Source organism: Pseudomonas sp. KB_15 (assembly GCF_052114525.1).
GTDB lineage: Bacteria > Pseudomonadota > Gammaproteobacteria > Pseudomonadales > Pseudomonadaceae > Aquipseudomonas.
In genome coordinates this window covers 38,880-59,584 of sequence record NZ_JBFREX010000040.1, presented here as the reverse complement: position 1 = coordinate 59,584, position 20,705 = coordinate 38,880, and the positions used below count along the sequence as shown (strand labels likewise).

The following is a 20,705-nucleotide window of genomic DNA, read 5'->3' as shown; positions in this document are numbered from 1 at the left end:
GAATCAGTACAATCGCCGCATTTTCCCCCGGCGAGAATCAATACCATTAACGGGGGCATTCGCGAGAAGTCTCCATGCTCATCGGTAGCTATTCCCCCACCCTGGTCATCATTTCGCTCTGTGTCGCGATTCTCGCCTCATACACCGCACTCGACCTGACCGGGCGCATTGCCACCGCCAAGGGGCGCGCCGTGCATTTATGGACCGCGGGTGGGGCCATTGCCATGGGCATCGGCATCTGGTCGATGCACTTTATCGGCATGCTCGCGTTCAAGTTGCCCATCGACCTGGGCTACGACGGCACGATCACCCTGTTGTCGCTGTTGATCGGCGTGCTCTCCAGCGGTTTCGCGCTGTGGCTGGTCAGCCAGCCGCAATTGCCGGCCTGGCAGTTGGCCTTTGGCGCGTTGGTCATGGGCGCCGGCATCAGCGCGATGCACTACACCGGCATGGCCGCCATGCGCATGCAACCGGGCATCGACTACGACCCGACGCTGTTCGGCGCTTCGCTGATGATTGCGGTCGGTGCTTCGGGCGCGGCATTGTGGATCGCTTTCCGTTTGCGCCAACACACGCCTTATGTCCGCCTGATCCGTGGCGGTGCCGCTGTGATCATGGGCATCGCCATCGTCGGCATGCACTACACGGGAATGGCCGCCGCACGCTTTGCCGACGGCAGCTTTTGCGCAGCAGCGGTCGATGGGTTGAGCGGCAAGGGCCTGGACAACCTGGTGTTGATCACCACGTTGGCGGTGCTGAGCATCGCCTTGCTGACTTCGATCCTCGATGCACGCCTGGAGGCGCGCACCGCGAGCCTGGCCCTGTCGCTGACCGAGGCCAACCGTGAACTGACCCAACTGGCCCTGCATGACACCCTCACCGGGTTGCCGAACCGGATGTTGCTCGCCGATCGAATCGATCAGGCCATGTCGCGGGTCCGCGAAGAGGGTGGTTGCTTTGCCCTGATGTTCATCGACCTGGACGGCTTCAAACCGGTCAACGATGCCTTTGGCCACCACATGGGTGATCTGCTGTTGCGCGAAGTGGCCTTGCGCCTGCGCGAAGACTTGCGCAGCCAGGACACCCTGGCGCGGATCGGCGGCGATGAGTTCGTGTTGCTGGTGCAATTGAACGAACAGATCGACGCCTTGAACCACGCGGCCCGTCAGGTCGGGTTGATTGCGCGTGAGTTCCGGGTTGCCGAACATGATTTGCACATTTCCGCCAGCGTCGGCATCGCGCTCTACCCGGGTAACGGACAGTCCGTCCACGAATTGCTGATGAACGCCGACGCGGCGATGTATCACGCCAAGGGCGCGGGTAAAAACGGCTACAGCTTTTTCGATGCCTCGATGAACAACAACGCCCGCAAACAGCTGCAATTGCTGCAGGACCTGCGCAATGCCGTGGAACATCAGGAGTTCAGCCTGCATTACCAGCCCAAGTTCGATGCCGCCAATGGTCGCCCGGTGGGCGCCGAGGCCTTGTTGCGCTGGGAGCACCCGACTCAAGGGATGCTGTTGCCGGACAAATTCATCGAACTGGCGGAAAAAACCGGGCTGATCATTCCGATCGGCGAGTGGGTGCTCAACGAAGCCTGCCGCCAGATGCGCGAGTGGTACGTGCTGGGCTACACCGAGTGGCGCATCGCGGTGAACCTTTCGGCCATCCAGTTCTGTCATTCCGGGCTGGTCCAGAGTGTCGCCAAGGCCCTGACGGCTCACCATCTGCCGGCCAACAGCCTGACCCTGGAAATCACTGAAACCACCGCCATGAGCGATGCCGATGCGAGCATGACGGTGCTTCAGGAACTTTCGGACATGGGCGTCGACCTGTCCATCGACGATTTTGGCACTGGCTATTCGAGTTTGATGTACCTCAAGCGCCTGCCGGCCAACGAGCTGAAGATCGACCGCGGTTTTGTCCGGGACCTGGAGCGTGACAGCGATGACGCCGCCATCGTATCGGCCATCGTCGCCCTCGGCCAGGCGCTGGGGTTGCGCATCGTTGCCGAGGGTGTGGAGACGGGGGTGCAGCAGGACTTCCTGACTCAACTCGGATGCGATTCGTTGCAGGGTTACCTGCTGGGGCATCCGCTGCCGCCCGAAGGTTTCATGGTGGAAATTCATCGCGGGGAGCAATTGGTCGAGCAGTTGAAAGCCCGTTCGGAGCGCGAGATGTCGATGACATGACAGGCGATGTGAAGCCATGCAAAAACCATCAATGGCGGTTATTCTTGGCCCCGACCGCTTAAGCTTTGATTGGGGGAAAGCTCGCATGGACAAAGTCATCGTCATCACCGGCGGCAGCCGCGGCATCGGTGCCGCCACCGCTCTGTTGGCCGCTGCGCAGGGCTATCGGATCTGCATCAACTACCAGGCGGACGAACAGGCCGCACTGCGCGTGCTGGAGCAAGTCCGTGCGATCGGTGCGCAGGCCATTGCGGTACGGGCCGACGTCAGCATCGAAGACGAAGTCATCGCGCTGTTCAATCGCGTAGACAGTGAACTGGGCCGGGTCACCGCGCTGGTGAACAACGCCGGCACTGTCGGGCAAAAGTCCCGGGTCGACGAAATGTCCGAATTCCGCATTCTCAAAATCATGAAAACCAACGTCCTGGCGCCGATCCTCTGCGCCAAGCACGCGATCCTGCGCATGTCGCCCAAGCACGGCGGGCAGGGCGGCAGCATCGTCAACGTGTCCTCGGTGGCCGCGCGTCTGGGCGCGCCCAACGAGTACGTCGACTACGCCGCCTCCAAGGGCGCGCTCGACACCTTCACCATCGGCCTGTCCAAGGAAGTGGCGGGCGAGGGGATTCGCGTCAACGCCGTGCGTCCCGGCTACATCTACACCGATTTCCATGCCCTGAGCGGCGACCCGGATCGGGTCAGCAAGCTGGAGTCGGCGATCCCGATGGCCCGGGGCGGGCGGCCGGATGAAGTGGCGGAGGCGATTGTCTGGTTGTTGTCGGACAAGGCGTCTTATGCGACGGGGACTTTTGTCGATCTCGGTGGTGGACGTTGATCTGAGGTTTGCGTTGTCAGTGCTGGCCTCTTCGTCGGAACGCCGCCCGGAGCAAGCCCGCTCCCACAAGGAATCTCGGGTGTTCACAGACTTTGCGTACACCAGGTAACCCTATGGGAGCGGGCTTGCCCGCGAAGGCATTTGACCGGGCGACGCCTGTTTATCAGAACGACCGCACAATCCGCCCCAACGTCTCCATCGCCTTCTCCGCAGCCTCATCCCACGGGCTGCCATAATTCAAGCGAATACAATTCCTGAACCGCTGCGCCGGCGAAAATATCGGCCCCGGCGCAATGCTGATCCCCTGCGCCAACGCCATCTGAAACAACTTCAATGAATCCATCTGCTCCGGCAACTCCAGCCACAAGAAGTACCCGCCTGCCGGTTGGCTGACCCGCGTCTGTGCCGGGAAATACCGGGCGATGGCGGCGAGCATGGCGCTTTGCTGGTCTTCCAGCGCGTGGCGCAATTTACGCAAATGCCGGTCGTACCCCCCGTGTTGCAGGTAATCGGCGATAGCCGCCTGGGCCGGCATCGACGCGCACAGCGAGGTCATGAGTTTCAGCCGTTCGATTTTCTGCGCATAGCGACCGGCAGCCACCCAGCCGATGCGGTAACCGGGGGCCAGGCTTTTGGCGAACGAGCCGCAATGCATCACCAGGCCTTCGGTATCGAATGCCTTGGCCGGTTTCGGTGCCTGTTGACCGTAATACAGTTCGGCGTAGACATCGTCTTCGATCAGCGGCACTTGATGGCGGCGCAGCAGTTCCACGAGCTGCTGTTTCTTTGCCTCGGGCAGGGTCGCGCCCATGGGGTTCTGGAAGCTGGTCATGCACCAGCAGGCCTTGATCGGATACCGCTCCAGGGTTTGTTCGAGCACGCCGAGGTCGATGCCATCGCGCGGGTGCACCGGGATCTCCACGGCTTTGAGTTTCAGCCGTTCGAGCACTTGCAGGCAGGCGTAGAACGCCGGGGCTTCGATGGCCACCAGATCGCCCGGTTCAGTGACCGCTTGCAGGCACAGGTTCAGCGCTTCCAGGGCGCCGTTGGTGATCAGCAATTCCTCCATGGGCAGCATCAGCCCGCCGACCATGTAGCGCAGAGCGATCTGGCGGCGCAGCTGCGGGTTGCCGGGGGACATGTCGGTGACGACCATGCGCGGGTCCATCTCGCGGGTGGCGCTGGCCAGGGAGCGGGATAAACGTTGTAGCGGAAACAGCGTCGGGCTGGGGAACGCCGAGCCGAAGGGCACGGTGTTCGGGTCCTTGATCGAGTCGAGCACCGAGAACACCAGTTCGCTGACGTCGACTTCGGTGGACTCGTTGACCTGGCTGCTGATGACCGGCTCGGAAAACGGCCGTGGCGCATGGGCGTTGACGAAGTAGCCGGAGCGCGGACGGGCGCGGATCAGCCCGCGTCGTTCCAGCAGGTAGTAGGCCTGGAACACTGTCGACGGGCTGACCCCGTAGGTCTGGCTGGCGTAGCGCACCGACGGCACACGCTGGCCCGGGCCGAGGACGCCGGAGCGGATCAGTTCTGCGATGTCGTCGGCGAATTTTTCGTAGCGTTTCATCAAAAGCCCGATTGAGGTCATTCAGAAAATCGAGGTGACTTCATCGCGAGCAGGCTCGCTCCCACATGGACGATGCAATACCTGTGGGAGCGGGCTTGCCCGCGATGGAAGCACCGCAGTCTAAGGGATCAGCGATTCATCGGCGCGACAAAACGGCTCTTCGCCACGCTGTAGACGCCAGGCTCATCGCTGTCGACCACCTTGAAGCTGATGCTCTGCGAACTGCTGGCCGGACGCTCCGTGTGCATCACCACCGACACCGGCACATCGACGATCTCGCCCGGTGCCAGACTCAAGCCGGTCTTGCCCTGCAACTCGAAATCATCGGCATCGACCAGGCTCAATTGATAGTCCTGACGCTGCTGGGTCTTGTTGATCACCTTCAGACTGTAGATGTTTTCGATCTGCCCCTGGCTGTTCTCGCGGAACAGGCCCCGGTCCTTGCTGACGTCGAGCGACACCATCGGTCGTTCCATCAGCGCCACCACCAGCGCGGCGATCATCACCAGCAATACGGCGGTGTAGCCGATCAGGCGCGGACGCAGCAGGTGAGTCTTGCCACCTTGCAACTGGTGTTCAGAGGTGTAGCTGATCAGTCCCCGGGCGTAGCCCATTTTGTCCATGATCGAGTCACAGGCGTCGATGCACGCGGCGCAACCGATGCATTCCATCTGCAAGCCATCGCGGATGTCGATGCCGGTCGGGCAGACCTGTACGCAGAGCTGGCAATCGATGCAATCGCCCAGGCCGACTTCGGCGGGTTTGACTTCGCGTTTGCGCGGGCCACGGTTTTCGCCTCGGGCCACGTCGTAGGAAATGGTCAGGGTGTCTTTATCGAACATCACGCTCTGGAACCGCGCATAGGGGCACATGTGCATGCACACCGCTTCACGCAGCCAGCCGGCATTGATGTACGTGGCACCGGTAAAAAACAGCACCCAGAACAGGCTGACGCCGCTCATTTGTAAGGTCAGCAGCTCTTCGGCCAACGGCCGGATCGGCGTGAAGTAGCCAACGAAGGTCAGGCCGGTCAGCAGGCTGATGGCCAGCCACAAGGTGTGCTTGGCCGCGCGCCGCATCAGTTTGTTCAGGCCCCACGGCGCGGCTTGCAACTTGATCCGCTGGTTGCGTTCGCCTTCGGTGATCTTCTCGCACCACATGAAGATCCACGTCCACGAACTCTGTGGGCAGGTGTAACCGCACCAGACCCGGCCCGCGAACACGGTGATCGCAAACAGGCCGAACGCGGCAATGATCAACAGCGCCGAGAGCAGGATGAAATCCTGCGGCCAGAAGGTCGCACCGAAGATATGGAATTTGCTCTCGGAAAGATCCCAGAGCACTGCCTGGCGGCCGCCCCAGTTCAGCCACACGGTGCCGAAAAACAGCAAAAACAGAAAACCCGCGCCACTGATCCGCAGATTGCGGAACAGCCCGGTGAAGCTGCGGGTGTGGATCAGGTTGTCGCTGGACTTGGCCTTCGTCTTTAAACGCGCAGGCTCGAATGTTTCAACGGTTCGGACGGGGATTCTCTCGCTCATGGTCTTTCGCTCATCAGCCTCCATCAGGCATGAGCACTATGAGCGCCGATCTGTTTGCATAACAGACTCAGGTATTGCATTAAAAAGCGGATCAGATGGCGCTGTTCGCGCGGTCTGCGACAACTTGAAGCACCCGCCGTAGTTACGCACAAACACCTATCCGGAACAGCTGTAGCGGATGTTGATCAATGTCAGTCAATTCACCGAATCACTGTCGGTGGCCTTCAAGTGCTGGCGTCAATCCACTGCGCCTGCGACGGTTAATGCGTCGGCATCTGCTTCGGTGAAGTAGATACGCCGGCCTTCGATGTCCACTGCCGGCATGGCCCTGGCAGCGTCGCCTGCCTGTGGATGACCGCCGCCATCGGCATCACGGCCGGGAATGTATTGTTCATCGTTCAAGCCTACAGTGGCACATGGCGTGAGTCGTGCTTAAGTAGGTGGACTGGTTGGTTGACCACTGCGCGAAGGACTTGATTCCGGAAATTGCTGATGAAACTTTCCCGACGGCTGTCGCTCGGAATCTAAGTGAGTGCATTCCGGCGCGAACGGCCCGACGGGCACTTCGACCCGATACAAGCGCGTCCATGGGGCGTAAGGAGAGAGGCTCGATGACGGCTGAAAAACCGACTGAGTTGAGCTACAACCCGCACATGCCGCTGTCGCAGGCGTTGTTGCTGCCGCGTATCGTCATAGAAAACTGCATGCCGACCCTCGAAGGCGGACAGTTCGCGGTCAAGGCCGTGGTGGGGCAGGACGTGGTGGTGACGGCCAAGGTCTTCGCCGACGGGCATGACAAACTGGCGGTGCGGGTGCGCTGGCGGGCTGAAGACGAGGACGTCTGGCAAGGCGCGGTCATGAATGATCTGGGCAACAATGGCTGGCAAGGGCAGTTCCGTGTCGACAGCCAGGGCCGTTATCTGTTCTGTATCGAAGCCTGGATCGATCAGTTCGCCAGTTTTCGCTACGAGCTGGAAAAGAAGCATGCGGCTGCCGTGCCTGTCAGCCTGGAGTTACAGGAAGGCCGGATTCATGTCCAGCAGGCCGCCGAACGCAGCGAAGGGCAACTCAGCGAGCAACTGGCGGCCTTGCACCATGAACTGTCAGGACTGCTCGAAACCGAGCAGATCGCACTGTTTCTGCACCAGCGTAGCGCCGACCTCATGTCCCGCGTCAATCATCGCGCCTACCTGAGCCTGAGCCCGGAGTACCCGGTGGATGTGGAGCGCGAGCTGGCGCAGTTCGCCAGTTGGTATGAATTGTTTCCACGTTCGATCACCGACAGTCCGGCGCGCCATGGCACCTTCAATGACGTGCATTCACGGCTGGCGATGATCCAGGACATGGGTTTCGACGTGTTGTATTTCCCGCCGATCCACCCGATCGGGCGCAGCTACCGCAAAGGCCCGAACAATTCCCTGACGGCGGGTCCCGATGATCCGGGCAGTCCCTATGCGATTGGTAGCGAAGAGGGCGGGCACGAGGCGATTCACTCGCAGCTGGGTACCCGCGAAGACTTCCGCCGACTGGTAGCGGCCGCTGCGGCCCATGGCCTGGAAATCGCCCTGGATTTTGCCATCCAGTGTTCCCAGGACCATCCGTGGCTTAAGCAGCACCCCGGCTGGTTCAACTGGCGGCCGGACGGCACGATCAAATACGCGGAGAACCCGCCAAAGAAATATCAGGACATCGTCAACGTCGACTTCTATACCCCCGARGCGATTCCGAGCCTGTGGCTGGAACTGCGCGACATCGTAGTGGGCTGGGTCGAGGAGGGCGTGAAGATCTTTCGTGTCGATAACCCGCACACCAAGCCGCTGCCGTTCTGGCAATGGCTGATCGCCGATGTACGGGCGTTGTACCCCGAGGTGATCTTCCTCGCCGAAGCCTTTACCACCCCGGCCATGATGGCGCGCCTGGGCAAGGTCGGTTATTCCCAGAGCTACACCTATTTCACCTGGCGCAACACCAAGGCCGAACTGGCGAGTTATTTCACCGAACTCAACGAATCGCCATGGCGCGAATGCTACCGGCCAAATTTTTTCGTCAATACGCCGGACATCAACCCGGCGTTCCTCCACGACTCCGGGCGTCCCGGGTTTCTCATCCGCGCCGTGCTGGCGACCATGGGCTCGGGCCTGTGGGGCATGTACTCGGGTTTCGAGTTGTGCGAGTCGGCGCCGGTGCCGGGCAAAGAGGAATACCTCGATTCCGAGAAGTACGAGATCCGCCCGCGGGACTTCAATGCGCCGGGCAACATCATTGCCGAGATCGCCCAGCTCAACCGCATTCGCCGGCAAAATCCGGCGCTGCACACGCATCTGGGCCTGAAGGTCTACAGCGCCTGGAACGATAACATCCTGTACTTCGGTAAACGCAGCGCCGACGGCAGCAACTTCATTCTGGTGGCGGTCAGCCTCGATCCGCACAACGTGCAGGAAGCGAACTTCGAGTTGCCATTGTGGGAAATGGGCTTGCCCGACAACGCCAGCACCCAGGGCGAAGACTTGATGAATGGCCATCGCTGGACGTGGCACGGCAAGCAGCAATTCATGCGGATCGACCCGGCATACCAGCCGTTCGGGATCTGGAGGATAACTGTTTAAACGCAAAACCTGTGGGAGCAAGCTCGCTCCCACAGGTTTTGCGTTTGACTCGAGTGATCAGCCCGGCGGAACTTTCGAATTCACCAGGAGTTTCACATGGCGAAGAAACCCAAGGCAGCCACGTTCATCAAGGACCCGCTCTGGTACAAGGATGCGGTGATCTATCAAGTTCACGTCAAATCTTATTTCGATTCCAACAACGACGGGATTGGCGACTTTCCGGGCCTAATCGCCAAGCTCGATTACATCGCCGACCTTGGCGTCAACACCATCTGGCTACTGCCGTTCTATCCCTCGCCACGGCGCGACGATGGCTATGACATCGCCGAGTACCGTGGCGTGCACAGCGACTACGGCACCATGGCCGATGCCAGGCATTTCATTGCCGAGGCGCACAAACGCGGCCTGCGGGTGATCACCGAACTGGTCATCAACCACACCTCCGACCAGCACCCGTGGTTCCAGCGTGCGCGCAAGGCCAAGCCCGGTTCGGCGGCGCGGGATTTCTACGTATGGTCCGACGACGATCAGAAATACGATGGCACCCGCATCATTTTCCTCGACACCGAAAAGTCCAACTGGACCTGGGACCCGGTCGCCGGTCAGTACTTCTGGCACCGTTTCTACTCCCACCAGCCGGACCTGAACTTCGATAACCCGCAAGTCATGAAAGCGGTGCTGTCGGTGATGCGGTACTGGCTCGACATGGGCATCGACGGCTTGCGTCTGGACGCGATTCCCTACCTGATCGAACGCGACGGCACCAACAACGAGAACCTGCCGGAAACCCATGACGTCCTGAAAAAGATCCGCGCGGAAATCGACGCCAACTACCCCGATCGCATGCTGCTGGCCGAGGCGAATCAATGGCCGGAGGACACCCAACTGTATTTCGGCGACACCGACAAGAAAGGCTTGAACGGCGACGAATGCCACATGGCCTTTCATTTTCCGYTGATGCCGCGCATGTACATGGCCCTGGCCCAGGAAGATCGCTTCCCGATCACCGACATTCTGCGCCAGACCCCGGACATTCCCGCCAACTGCCAGTGGGCGATTTTCCTGCGCAACCACGATGAGCTGACCCTGGAAATGGTCACTGACAAGGAGCGCGATTACCTGTGGAATTACTACGCCGCCGACCGCCGGGCGCGGATCAACCTGGGGATTCGTCGTCGCCTCGCGCCGCTGATGGAGCGTGATCGACGCCGTGTCGAACTGCTCAACAGCCTGTTGCTGTCGATGCCCGGCACGCCGACCCTGTATTACGGCGATGAGATCGGCATGGGCGACAACATCTACCTCGGCGATCGCGACGGCGTGCGTACGCCGATGCAATGGTCCATCGACCGCAACGGCGGTTTCTCCCGCGCCGACCCGGCCAGCCTGGTGTTGCCGCCCATCATGGATCCGCAATACGGTTATCAGTCGGTCAACGTCGAAACCCAGGCTGGCGACCCGCATTCGCTGTTGAACTGGACCCGCCGTCTGCTTGCGGTGCGCAAGCAATCCAAGGCCTTCGGCCGTGGCACGTTGAAGATGCTGTCGCCCAGCAACCGGCGGATTCTGGCCTACACCCGCGAATTCACCGGGGCGGACGGTAAACACGAAGTCATTCTGTGCGTGGCCAACGTGTCGCGCAGTGCCCAGGCCGCCGAGCTCGATTTGTCAGCCTACGTCGGCATGGTGCCGGTGGAGATGCTCGGGGGTAACGCGTTCCCGCCCATCGGCCAGTTGAATTTCCTCCTGACGCTGGCGCCTTATGGCTTCTATTGGTTCGGCCTCGCCGCGGAAAACCAGATGCCGAGCTGGCACGTGGAACCCGCACAGAGCCTGCCGGACTTCACCACGCTGGTGCTGAAAAAACGCATGGAAGAACTGCTGGAAGCGCCATCACGGACCACGCTGGAGCAAAACATCCTGCCGAACTGGTTGCAGAACCGCCGCTGGTTCGCCGGCAAGGACGCCGCCATCGAGCAGGTCGATCTGGCCTATGGCGTGCGGTTCGGCGATCCGCAGCATCCGGTGCTGTTCAGTGAGATCAACGTCACCAGCGGTGGCCAGAGCAGTCGCTACCAGTTGCCGTTCGGCTTTATCTCCGAGGACCAGGTCGGTACGCCGTTGCCGCAGCAATTGGCGTTGTCGCGGGTACGGCGCGGACGCCAGGTCGGCCTGATCACCGATGCCTTCAGCCTGGAAACCTTTGTGCATGCCGTATTGCAAGGCATTCAGGCCGGCAGCGTATTGGCCTCTGGCGATGGCGACATTCGCTTCGAGTCCACCGCCGAGCTGGAAAAACTCGGCCTGAACGCTGAGTCCCCGGTGCGCTACCTGTCCGCCGAACAGTCCAACAGCTCGGTGGTGATCGGCAACAGCCTGGTACTGAAGCTGATCCGCAAGGTTGCCTGCGGGGTGCATCCGGAACTGGAAATGAGCGCGTTCCTGACCGACGCCGGCTTCGGCAATATTTCGCCATTGCTGGGGGCCGTGGTGCGTCGGGATGCAGCGGGTGAAGACAACCTGCTGATGATCGCCCAAGGTTATCTGAGCAATCAGGGCGACGCCTGGGAGTGGACCCGGAACAACCTCGAGCGGGCGCTGCGCGATGAGCTGGCTGACGCGGTGTCCGAGCAGGAACAGCATTACAACGCGCTCGCCGAATTGAAAGATTTCGCCGCTATGCTGGGCCGGCGACTGGGGGAAATGCACCAGGTGCTGGCAGCGCCGAGCGCCAACCCGGACTTCTTGCCGCAGGTCACCACGCAGCAGGAGGCACTGGCCTCGGCCAAGGATATAGCGGCGCAAATCGAGCATGCACTGAACTTGCTCAAGCAGCATAAAAATCAACTGAACCCGGCGGACCAGACCCTGGTCGGCCGTTTACTGGACAACAAAAAAGCCATTCTCGGTCATGTGCAAGCGTTGGGGAAAAAGACCGCGGGCGGCTTGCGCATTCGTGTGCACGGCGACCTGCATCTGGGGCAAGTGCTGGTGATCAAGGGCGATGCGTACCTGATCGACTTTGAAGGCGAACCGGCGCGGCCATTGCATGAACGACGGGGCAAACACAGCCCGTTCAAGGATGTCAGCGGCGTGCTGCGTTCCTTCGATTATGCGGCGGCGATGGCGATCAATGTGCAAAACGTCGATAACACCGCGGCGGCCGATGCTGCGCGTTTGCGGGTGAGCGATCGCTACTTGAGCGAGGCACGACAAGCATTTGTCGACGCTTATCGGCTGGTGGCAGCTAGTCTTGCCCATGCATGGCAAGATCCCGAAGGCGAGGATGCCGCGCTGGCGTTGTACGGTCTGGAGAAGGCGGCGTATGAAGTAGCCTATGAGGCGGAAAATCGCCCTACCTGGTTGCCCGTGCCGTTGCACGGTTTATATGGATTATTAAGTGGGCTTAAACCCTTTTCCGATCTGGGTGGAGAGTAGTCATGAGTGTCTCGAACAAGGAACAGGGTCATCACAAAGAAGCGCTGCTGCCCAACGCGCGGGATATCGATGCATTGGTGCGTGCCGAGCATATCGATCCGTTTGCGATTCTCGGCCCTCACGCCGATGGCGCTGGCGGGCAGTTCATTCGCGCTTATCTGCCGGGCGCCCTGAGTGTGCAGGTACTGGCCAGAGCGTCCGGCGAAGAGCTCGGTCATCTTCAAGCCACAGCGACACCGGGGTTGTTTGTCGGGCATTTCGACCATGCGCAAGCGTATCTGTTGCGCACCCGTTGGGCCGGCGGCGAGCAAACGGCCGAAGACCCCTACAGCTTCGGCCCGTTGCTGGGCGAAATGGACTTGTACCTGTTTGCCGAAGGCAATCACCGCGACCTCAGTGCCTGCCTGGGCGCGCAACTCAAGACCGTGGACGGTGTCGACGGTGTGCGTTTCGCCGTGTGGGCGCCGAATGCCCGGCGGGTGTCGGTGGTCGGTGATTTCAACGTCTGGGACGGGCGCCGGCATCCAATGCGCCTGCGTCATCCCACCGGAGTCTGGGAGTTGTTCATTCCGCGCCTGCAAGCGGGGGATGCCTACAAATACGAGATTCTCGGCGCCCACGGCATCCTGCCGTTGAAGGCTGATCCCGTGGCGCTGGCCACCAGCCTGCCACCGGACACCGCGTCGAAAGTCGCTTCGCCGCTGAAGGTCGACTGGCAGGACCACGACTGGATGCTGTCCCGTGGCGAACGCCAGCGCCCGACCACCGCGCTGTCGATCTACGAGTTGCACGCCGGCTCATGGCAATGCGAACTGGATGATCTTGGTGAAGTGGCCCGGCAATACACCTGGCCCGAATTGGCCGAGCGACTGATTCCCTATGTGAAAGACCTCGGTTTCACCCACATCGAACTGATGCCGATCATGGAGCACSCCTTCGGCGGTTCGTGGGGTTATCAGTTGCTGTCGCAATTCGCCCCGAGTGCGCGTTATGGCACCCCGGACGAGTTCGCCGCGTTCGTCAACGCCTGCCACCAGGCTGAAATCGGGGTGATTCTCGATTGGGTGCCGGCGCATTTCCCCACCGATACCCACGGCCTGGCCCAGTTCGACGGCACGGCGCTGTACGAGTACGGCAATCCGCAGGAAGGTTTCCACCAGGATTGGGACACGCTGATCTACAACCTCGGCCGCACCGAAGTGCACGGCTACATGCTGGCGTCGGCACTGCACTGGCTCAAGCATTTCCACGTCGACGGCCTGCGCGTCGATGCGGTGGCGTCGATGCTGTACCGCGACTACTCGCGCAAGGCCGGCGAATGGGTACCGAACCGCCATGGCGGGCGGGAGAACCTGGAGGCTATCGACTTCCTGCGCCACCTCAACGACGTCGTGGCACTGGAAGCGCCGGGCGCTCTGGTGATCGCCGAAGAGTCCACCGCATGGCCGGGCGTCAGCCAGGGCACGCAACAGGGCGGCCTGGGCTTTGCCTACAAATGGAACATGGGCTGGATGCACGATTCGCTGCATTACATCCAGCAAGACCCGGTCTACCGCGCCCATCACCACAACGAACTGAGCTTCGGCCTGGTGTATGCCTGGTCCGAACGCTTCATCCTGCCGATCTCCCACGACGAAGTGGTGCACGGCAAACATTCGCTGATCGACAAAATGCCCGGCGACCGCTGGCAGAAATTCGCCAACCTGCGGGCCTACCTGAGTTTCATGTGGGCGCATCCSGGCAAGAARCTRYTGTTCATGGGCKGCGARTTCGSCCARTGGCGCGAGTGGAACCACGACCAGCAACTGGACTGGTACCTGTTGCAGTACCCCGAACACAAAGGCGTGCAAAAACTGGTGGGCGACCTCAACCGCCTGTACCGCGAAGAGCCGGCGCTGCACGAGCAGGACGACGTGCCGCAGGGTTTCCAGTGGTTGATCGGCGATGATGCGATCAATAGCGTCTATGCGTGGCTGCGCTGGAGCAAGGACGGCAAGCCCGTGCTGGTGGTGGCCAACTTCACGCCGGTGCCGCGCGAGGCTTATCGCGTCGGGGTTCCGTTTGCCGGGCAGTGGAGCGAGGTGCTCAACAGCGACTCGTCTATCTATGCCGGTTCCAACTACGGCAACAGTGGCGGGGTGGTTGCCGAGGAAACGCCGAGCCATGGGCAGGCGTTGTCGTTGATGCTGAATTTGCCGCCGTTGGCGGTGTTGATGTTGCGGCCGGAGGGCTGATCCAGAGTCGGCGCCGCTGCTATTCGCGAGCAAGCCCGCTCCCACATTGGATGAATGTGGGAGCGGGCTTGCTCGCGAAGGGGCCAGTCTCGCCAAAAGATCTTTTAAGTATTCCCTCACCAGCGCATCCGCACACCCAGGCTGCCAATCAACCCGTTCAGATCGTTGTCGTCAACGTCGCTGCTGTAATCGGCGCTGACGTACAGGCTCACGGTCGGGGTGACCCTGGCGACCAGGCCCAGACCCAGTTCGACGGTTGAGGAACTGCGGCTACTACTGATCTTGTCGACCTGATCGAGGGTTATGGTGTTGCCGCTGTACACCGTGTGCCACAAGTTTGTCCGCACGTAGGGTTCGACGGGCAGGCCGTTGATGGCGTAACTGCCTTTCAAGTGCGCGCCGACCCGGCCGCTCCACGAGGTCAGGTCAGTGGACGAGGCATTGCCTGACCCGGCATACGGGGTGTCGAGGGTGATGCGCTGATTGATCAACTGTGCCTGGGGCTCAATTACCCAGTTTTCGCCCAGGCCGATGGGGAAGCCACCTTCCACCGACAGCGTCATCGCGCGGCCCTCGGTGGCTCTTCGGGTCCCTTGCTCGTTGCGGCTGAAGCCGCTGACCCGGCCACCGCTGGCGGTCAGGTCGACGTGCCAGCCTTGCGACCCGGTCAGGCTCCAATAGGCGCCGAGGCTTTGCCCCTGGAGGTTGAGCGTGTCGCTGTTGGGCTCGGACAATGCCGGGGTGACTTGCGCGCCGTTGTGATTGAGCTGGAACTGGCTCGTGCCACCGACCAGGCCAACCCGGTGCGTATGGCCACTGGCGCTTTGCAGGGTGAGGATCGCCGGGCCTTTGAGTTGGTTGGTGCCGGGGACGGTCAGCGCCGGGGATAGGTAATCGGTTTGTGCCTGGCGAGAGGGCTGGCCGTAGAGTTGGTCCCAGGCCGTGGGCGCGGCGTCTTCGGTGGTCAGGCTGGAACTGCGTAGATCGGGATGGGTGCTGAATTGACCGGGATAGGTTGTTGCAAGGGTAGGCAAACTGAGCGTCGGGATGTCCTGGCGATACCATGGGGTTGTTTCTTGCTCGTCAGTGGCGGCTTGCAATTCCAGGGAGGAACACAGCAGGAGTGAACTCGACACCGTGCAAAAAGTGATTTTGATCTCTTGTGGGGTGAGTGAAATTTTCATGGAGGTCTGCCTTGTAGTCGCATGCGTAATCTCGCTCTGGCGTCTCTCCTACCCCGAATGAGGGGCGACCGAATGGATTAGGACGTGTCACGGGCTGCCCGTTTTTACGGGAGCCTGCGGCTGGTCCTGGTGGTAGTTCCGGGGGTAGTAACGTGAAGTCAAGAAGACCGAAACGGTCGAGTCAAGAGAATCGCCGATCAGTGGTAATGGTTTAAGTGACTGATTTATGACGTATCTCTAAGTTCTTGTTTGTTCGAAAAATCGTCAAAAAAACCTCGGTTCAGAGCGGTTTTCAACCCTCACCACTTCACCCGAACTCCCATGCTACCGAACGTTCCCCGTTGTTGGTTGCTGTCGATATTGCTGGCGTAGTCGAGTCCGGCGTACACGCTGACCGAGGCCGCAACGCTCAGCACCATGCCGATACCGAGGTCGGCGGACGAGGTTCGTTGTCGGGTTTCGATCTGATCGACATGGTCAAAGGTGACCGTATCGGTACCGGTGAAGGTGTGCCAGATGTTGGCCCGCAAGTGAGTCTCCAGCTACCGGCCACTGCAGGGCAGTTCGCACTGAATGGCCGTGATTCAGAGATGCACTTCCACCGCCAACGGCAAATGATCAGAAAGGTGCGTCCACGGCTTGTTCCCGAGTATTTGCGGCTCGTGGCTGCTGGCGTTGCGCAGGTAGACGCGGTCCAGACGCAGCAAGGGAAACCGCGCGGGGTAGGTTTTGGCCGGGCGGCCATGGTGGCGTTCGAAGGCTTCGTGCAAGTCATCGCGGCGGGCCAGGGCGGCGTTGCCCTGCATCTGCCAGTCGTTGAAGTCGCCGGCAATGATCACCGGCGCCTGCTCAGGCAGGGACTCAAGGAGCTGGCAGAGCAATTGCAATTGCAGTTGACGGTGACTTTCCAGCAGGCTGAGGTGCACGCAGATGGCATGAACTTCGCTATGCCCCGGCACGTCCAGCACGCAGTGCAGCAAGCCGCGACGTTCCGGGCCGGTAATGGAAACGTCCAGGTTTCGGTACTCGCGGATGGGGTATTTCGACAGCAGGGCATTGCCATGATGACCGTCGGGATAGACGGCATTGCGTCCATAGGCGAAGTCGCTCCACATGCTGTCGGCAAGGAACTCATATTGCGAAGTTTGTGGCCAATCGTTGTAGCGGGAAGAGTGGCGGTCGTGCTCGCCGACGACTTCTTGCAGAAACACCAGGTCTGCCGACGTACTGCGCACCGCTTCACGCAATTCAGGGAGGATGAAACGCCGGTTGAGTGCGGTAAACCCCTTGTGGGTGTTGACCGTCAGCACGCGCAGTCGGTGGATGTCCGTGGGAGTACTCAACGGCACCGATTCAGTTGTTTGCCGCTTGGAATTACTGGCCACTTTCACTCCTCTGATTCGGGGGCTGCCTATGCATGCGACTGACGCATGGACGGGCAGTTCAGTTTGCCTTTAACGCCAACACGCCAAATTCGACACTCTGCGGCGCTCTCAGACTTTTCGCGAGAAAGCTCGCTCCTACAGAAAAGCGCAGTGGGCTTAGACGAAGACGATTTCATAAGGCAAACGGATGCGTTCCAGCAGCGCCCGGGGCAGCAACGGTGCGATGCCGATGGCCGGTTCGCCGTCGAGTTGGCTGGCGTAGGCGTGGGTGGCGTGGCTCTTGCGGGCGACGGTCCATGTATCGAGGCGCACCTTGCGGGCACGATGCCAGGGAATCAGCTCCCGGTCCCGTGCCGGCCAGTGCCAGGCCCAGAGCGGTACATCGTTGTAGGTTGCCCCGGCGCTGGCTGCCGCCCTGGAGCTGGCGCGGCCAACGGTGTCGTGGTCGACGTTGCCGTCCTCGCGCCAGGTGCTGAACACCACATCACCGGGGCGCAGGTAGCGTGTGATGAATTGGGCGATCTGTTCTTCGTGCTCCACCAGCGCGTTATCGGTAAACCCGCCACGAATCCACTTCAGGCTGTGCATCGGCAACCCGAGTCGGCGGATGGCTTCCACGCTTTCCTGGGGGCGAAATACGCTGAGGCGTTTTTCCGACCACTGCAAAGAGCCCGGATGGCTGGCGCTACCGTCGGTGATCGAGATCAATTGCAGCGGGTGGCCCAGGTTGCTGAGCAATTGCAGGAGACCGCCGCAGATCACGACTTCATCGCCTGGGTGCGGGGCAATGAGCACCGCGCGTGCACCRGTGGGTACCAGGGTTTGGGTGCTGATAACCGGAATGCTGTCCAGTTGCGGGGCGCTGTTCCAGATTTGTGATGGCAGGCTGGCTTCGCTGACGGAAACGAATTTCATCGGTAGTACGTCCTTGTTCTGCTTCGCCTTCAGTCGTGGGCGATCCAGGCCCGGCAGACCCGTGAAGGCTCGTTGATAGCAATGTGCGACAAGTCCAACCCTGGATGGTCGCGCATCGAGTATTGCTCATGTCGCGCTATTCGTCGCATCGCGAACTTAACCAATGTGATTTTTCCGCTCTACGGCAGTGGCGTCGTGAATTCCTGAACCTCGCCGTTACTCTTCTTCCTCATGCTGCAACTCGAACAGCAGCAACGAGCGGCCGGTGACCGAATACTCGTGGCCAAACTCAAAGCGTTCCTGGCCGCGGATCGACGGCTGGTTAGTGTCGATCATGCACGTCCAGAAACCGCCGTCAGGCACTTCCGGCAGCCGGAAATTGACGATGTCGTGATGGGCATTGACCACCAGCATCAACGTCGCATCAGCGCCTTTGCGGCGAATACCGGTTTCCTGGGCGCGGCCATCGAGCAGCATGCCCAGGCAACGATTGTGTGCATCGTGCCAATGCTTGGTGGTCATTTCCGTGCCGTCCGGTGCCAGCCAGGTCACGTCCTTGACGCCGATGTCCTCGTTGTAATTACCCACCAGAAATCGCCCGCGTCGCAGGACCGGGTACGTCAGGCGCAACTTGATCAGGCGTTTGACGAACTTGAGCAGGGCCTTGCCGTCTTCGCTGAGGTCCCAGTTGACCCAGCCGATCTCGCTGTCCTGGCAGTACGCATTGTTGTTGCCGTCCTGGGTGCGGGCGAATTCGTCGCCGGCCACCAGCATCGGCGTGCCCTGGGCCAGCAACAGGGTGGCGAAGAAATTGCGCATCTGCCGATGCCGCAGCGCGTTGATTTCGGGATCGTCGGTGGGGCCTTCGACGCCGTGGTTCCACGACAGGTTGTTGTTGCTGCCGTCCTGATTGTCTTCGTCGTTGGCTTCGTTGTGTTTGTCGTTGTACGACACCAGGTCGTTGAGGGTGAAACCGTCGTGGGCGGTGACGAAATTGACCGATGAATAGGGCCGTCGACCCCGTTGGTTGAACATCTCGCCCGAAGCGGTCAGGCGGCTGGCAAAGTCCGCCAGTTGCCCGTCATCGCCTTTCCAGAACCCACGCACGGTGTCGCGGAATTTGTCGTTCCATTCGACCCACCCCGGCGGAAAGCGGCCGACCTGGTAACCGCCGGGACCGCAGTCCCAGGGTTCGGCAATCAGTTTGACCTGGCGCAGTACCGGGTCCTGGCGGCAGGCCACGAGGAAACTGTGGCGTTCGTCGAAACCGTCGTGATAGCGCCCGAGGATGGTCGCCAGGTCGAAGCGGAAGCCGTCCACGTGCATTTCCGAGGCCCAGTAGCGCAGGGAATCGGTGACCATTTGCAGTACGCACGGGTGGCTCAGGTCCAGGGTGTTGCCAGTGCCGGAATCGTTGATATAGAAGCGCTTGTCATCGGGCTTGAGGCGGTAGTAGGACGCATTGTCGATGCCGCGCATGGACAGGGTCGGGCCTTGTTCGTTGCCCTCGGCGGTGTGGTTGTAGACCACGTCGAGGATCACCTCCAGATTGGCTTCGTGCAGGTGCGCGACCATCTCCTTGAATTCGGCAATCTTGCCACTGGCCAGGTAACGCGGGTCGGGGGCGAAGAAGGCAATGCTGTTGTAGCCCCAGTAATTGGTCATGCCCTTGTGCAGCAAATGCTGGTCGTTGACGAACGCGTGGATCGGCAGCAGCTCCACGGTCGACACGCCGAGCTTGCGGATGTGTTCCACCACATCATCGACCATCAACCCGGCAAACGTGCCGCGCACGTTTTCGGGGACGGCAGGGTGACGCATGCTGAAGCCGCGCACATGGGTTTCATAAATGATGGTCTTGTCCCACGGCACGCTGACACGATGATCGTGGCCCCAGGTGTGCGCCGGGTCGATGACCTTGCATTTGGGCACGAAGGGCGCGCTGTCCCGCTCATCGAAGCTGAGGTCGGCGTCGGGGTGGCCGATGGTGTAGCCGAACAGCGCTTCGGACCATTTCAGCTTGCCGACCAGTTGTTTGGCGTAGGGGTCGATCAGCAGTTTGTTGGGGTTGAAACGATGGCCGTTGGCCGGGTCGTACGGACCGTACACGCGATAGCCGTAGATCAGCCCCGGATGGGCGTCGGGCAGGTAGCCGTGATAGATCTCGTCGGTGTATTCGGGCAGTTCGATGCGTTCGAGTTCCACCTCGCCGGTGTCGTCGAACAGGCACAGTTCAACCTTGGTGGCGTGGGCGGAAAACAGGGCGAAGTTGACTCCCAGTCCATCCCAGGTGGCGCCCAGCGGAAAGGGCAGGCCTTCGCGGATTCGTGTGGTTTCGGCACGAGGGGCTGGCGCGGGCTCGCGAAGGCGTAGTGACAGTCGCAATTGATTCGCCTGAGACGACGCCTTCGCGAGCAAGCCCGCTCCCACAGGTATGTTGTTGGCAGCGCGAACGCCTCAGACCGCCGGCGGTTTTCGCGCCGCCCGGGGCTTTTTCTCGACGGCCTTTTCTCCCGGCGGGATCACTTTTGAAGCCGCCGCCGGTTTGGCCTTGGTCTTCGGTGCGGCGGTCTTGCCATTGAGTGTCTTGTCCGGGCCAAGTTTTGCGTCGCCGGTTTTCTTCGGCGCCGCTTTGCTGGCGGCGGTCTTGCGTGGTTTGCTCGGAGCCAGGGCTTCGGCTTCTGCCAGTTTGCACGCCATCTCCCAGTGACGGGCTTCCTGACCTTCGGGTTTTCCTTCGGACTCCCAGATCTGATAGGCGAATTCGCGGATGCGTTTATCGTCGGTACTCATCGCAATGCTCCT

The 20,705-nt window shown here is 60.9% G+C and carries 14 protein-coding genes; 5 read left to right on the top strand and 9 right to left on the bottom strand.

Annotated elements, in window-relative coordinates; genetic code table 11:
- The first annotated feature begins 74 nt into the window (after positions 1-74).
- Together AB4Z35_RS23700 and AB4Z35_RS23695 are read left to right on the top strand one after the other, a co-directional pair.
- Positions 75-2,192, top strand: a complete 2,118-nt coding sequence (locus AB4Z35_RS23700; protein ID WP_442099739.1) for a putative bifunctional diguanylate cyclase/phosphodiesterase — start codon at positions 75-77, stop codon at positions 2,190-2,192.
- Between the two features lie 85 nt (positions 2,193-2,277).
- The gene (locus AB4Z35_RS23695; protein ID WP_442099738.1) at positions 2,278-3,024 is read left to right on the top strand and encodes an SDR family oxidoreductase; all 747 of its coding nucleotides are present in this window, start codon (positions 2,278-2,280) and stop codon (positions 3,022-3,024) included.
- Positions 3,025-3,187: 163 nt separating this feature from the next.
- On the opposite strand, the gene mapR is transcribed toward AB4Z35_RS23695, so the two are convergent.
- The 3 genes from mapR to AB4Z35_RS23680 form a co-directional block, all read right to left on the bottom strand.
- A complete protein-coding gene (mapR, locus tag AB4Z35_RS23690; protein ID WP_007999240.1) occupies positions 3,188-4,597 on the bottom strand; it encodes a GntR family transcriptional regulator MpaR in 1,410 nt (469 codons plus the stop codon).
- A 128-nt stretch (positions 4,598-4,725) separates the two neighbouring features.
- Positions 4,726-6,138: a cytochrome c oxidase accessory protein CcoG gene (gene ccoG / locus AB4Z35_RS23685; RefSeq protein WP_442099737.1), complete on the bottom strand. Its 1,413-nt coding sequence runs from the start codon at positions 6,136-6,138 to the stop codon at positions 4,726-4,728.
- 237 nt (positions 6,139-6,375) lie between these two features.
- Positions 6,376-6,522, bottom strand: coding sequence for a DUF3203 family protein (locus AB4Z35_RS23680; RefSeq protein WP_442099753.1), 147 nt, complete (start codon positions 6,520-6,522; stop codon positions 6,376-6,378).
- 227 nt (positions 6,523-6,749) lie between these two features.
- Between AB4Z35_RS23680 and AB4Z35_RS23675 the strand changes: the two genes are divergently transcribed.
- The 3 genes from AB4Z35_RS23675 (at position 6,750) to glgB (ending at position 14,416) form a co-directional block, all read left to right on the top strand.
- Positions 6,750-8,744, top strand: coding sequence for an alpha-1,4-glucan--maltose-1-phosphate maltosyltransferase (locus AB4Z35_RS23675; protein WP_442099735.1), 1,995 nt, complete (start codon positions 6,750-6,752; stop codon positions 8,742-8,744).
- A gap of 96 nt (positions 8,745-8,840) precedes the next feature.
- On the top strand, positions 8,841-12,182 hold the full coding sequence (gene treS, locus AB4Z35_RS23670) for a maltose alpha-D-glucosyltransferase (RefSeq protein ID WP_442099734.1): 3,342 nt from the start codon (positions 8,841-8,843) through the stop codon (positions 12,180-12,182).
- A gap of 2 nt (positions 12,183-12,184) precedes the next feature.
- Positions 12,185-14,416 (top strand): 1,4-alpha-glucan branching protein GlgB, encoded by a 2,232-nt coding sequence (gene glgB / locus AB4Z35_RS23665; RefSeq protein WP_442099733.1) that lies wholly within the window; start codon positions 12,185-12,187, stop codon positions 14,414-14,416.
- Positions 14,417-14,532: 116 nt separating this feature from the next.
- Here glgB and AB4Z35_RS23660 read toward each other — a convergent pair whose 3' ends face one another.
- The 6 genes from AB4Z35_RS23660 to AB4Z35_RS23635 all read right to left on the bottom strand — a co-directional run bounded on the left by AB4Z35_RS23660 (position 14,533) and on the right by AB4Z35_RS23635 (position 20,693).
- The gene (locus AB4Z35_RS23660) at positions 14,533-15,600 is read right to left on the bottom strand and encodes an autotransporter domain-containing protein (protein WP_442099731.1); all 1,068 of its coding nucleotides are present in this window, start codon (positions 15,598-15,600) and stop codon (positions 14,533-14,535) included.
- 299 nt (positions 15,601-15,899) lie between these two features.
- Entirely contained in the window at positions 15,900-16,130 is a 231-nt protein-coding gene (locus tag AB4Z35_RS23655) for an autotransporter outer membrane beta-barrel domain-containing protein (RefSeq protein WP_442099730.1), read from the bottom strand.
- A 54-nt stretch (positions 16,131-16,184) separates the two neighbouring features.
- Entirely contained in the window at positions 16,185-16,985 is an 801-nt protein-coding gene (locus AB4Z35_RS23650) for an endonuclease/exonuclease/phosphatase family protein (protein WP_007999256.1), read from the bottom strand.
- A 156-nt stretch (positions 16,986-17,141) separates the two neighbouring features.
- Positions 17,142-17,900, bottom strand: a complete 759-nt coding sequence (locus AB4Z35_RS23645) for a PIG-L deacetylase family protein (RefSeq protein ID WP_442099728.1) — start codon at positions 17,898-17,900, stop codon at positions 17,142-17,144.
- Positions 17,901-18,116: 216 nt separating this feature from the next.
- Entirely contained in the window at positions 18,117-20,279 is a 2,163-nt protein-coding gene (gene glgX / locus AB4Z35_RS23640; protein WP_442099751.1) for a glycogen debranching protein GlgX, read from the bottom strand.
- 78 nt (positions 20,280-20,357) lie between these two features.
- Positions 20,358-20,693: a DUF2934 domain-containing protein gene (locus AB4Z35_RS23635; protein ID WP_442099726.1), complete on the bottom strand. Its 336-nt coding sequence runs from the start codon at positions 20,691-20,693 to the stop codon at positions 20,358-20,360.
- Positions 20,694-20,705: the final 12 nt, after the last annotated feature.

Bases quoted from the DNA above. Each gene is read 5' to 3' on its own strand.
- AB4Z35_RS23700 (WP_442099739.1), top strand. From the start codon at position 75: ATGCTCATCGGTAGCTATTCCCCCACCCTGGTCATCATTTCGCTCTGT.
- AB4Z35_RS23695 (WP_442099738.1), top strand. From the start codon at position 2,278: ATGGACAAAGTCATCGTCATCACCGGCGGCAGCCGCGGCATCGGTGCC.
- mapR (WP_007999240.1), bottom strand. From the start codon at position 4,597: ATGAAACGCTACGAAAAATTCGCCGACGACATCGCAGAACTGATCCGC.
- ccoG (WP_442099737.1), bottom strand. From the start codon at position 6,138: ATGAGCGAGAGAATCCCCGTCCGAACCGTTGAAACATTCGAGCCTGCG.
- AB4Z35_RS23660 (WP_442099731.1), bottom strand. From the start codon at position 15,600: ATGAAAATTTCACTCACCCCACAAGAGATCAAAATCACTTTTTGCACG.
- AB4Z35_RS23635 (WP_442099726.1), bottom strand. From the start codon at position 20,693: ATGAGTACCGACGATAAACGCATCCGCGAATTCGCCTATCAGATCTGG.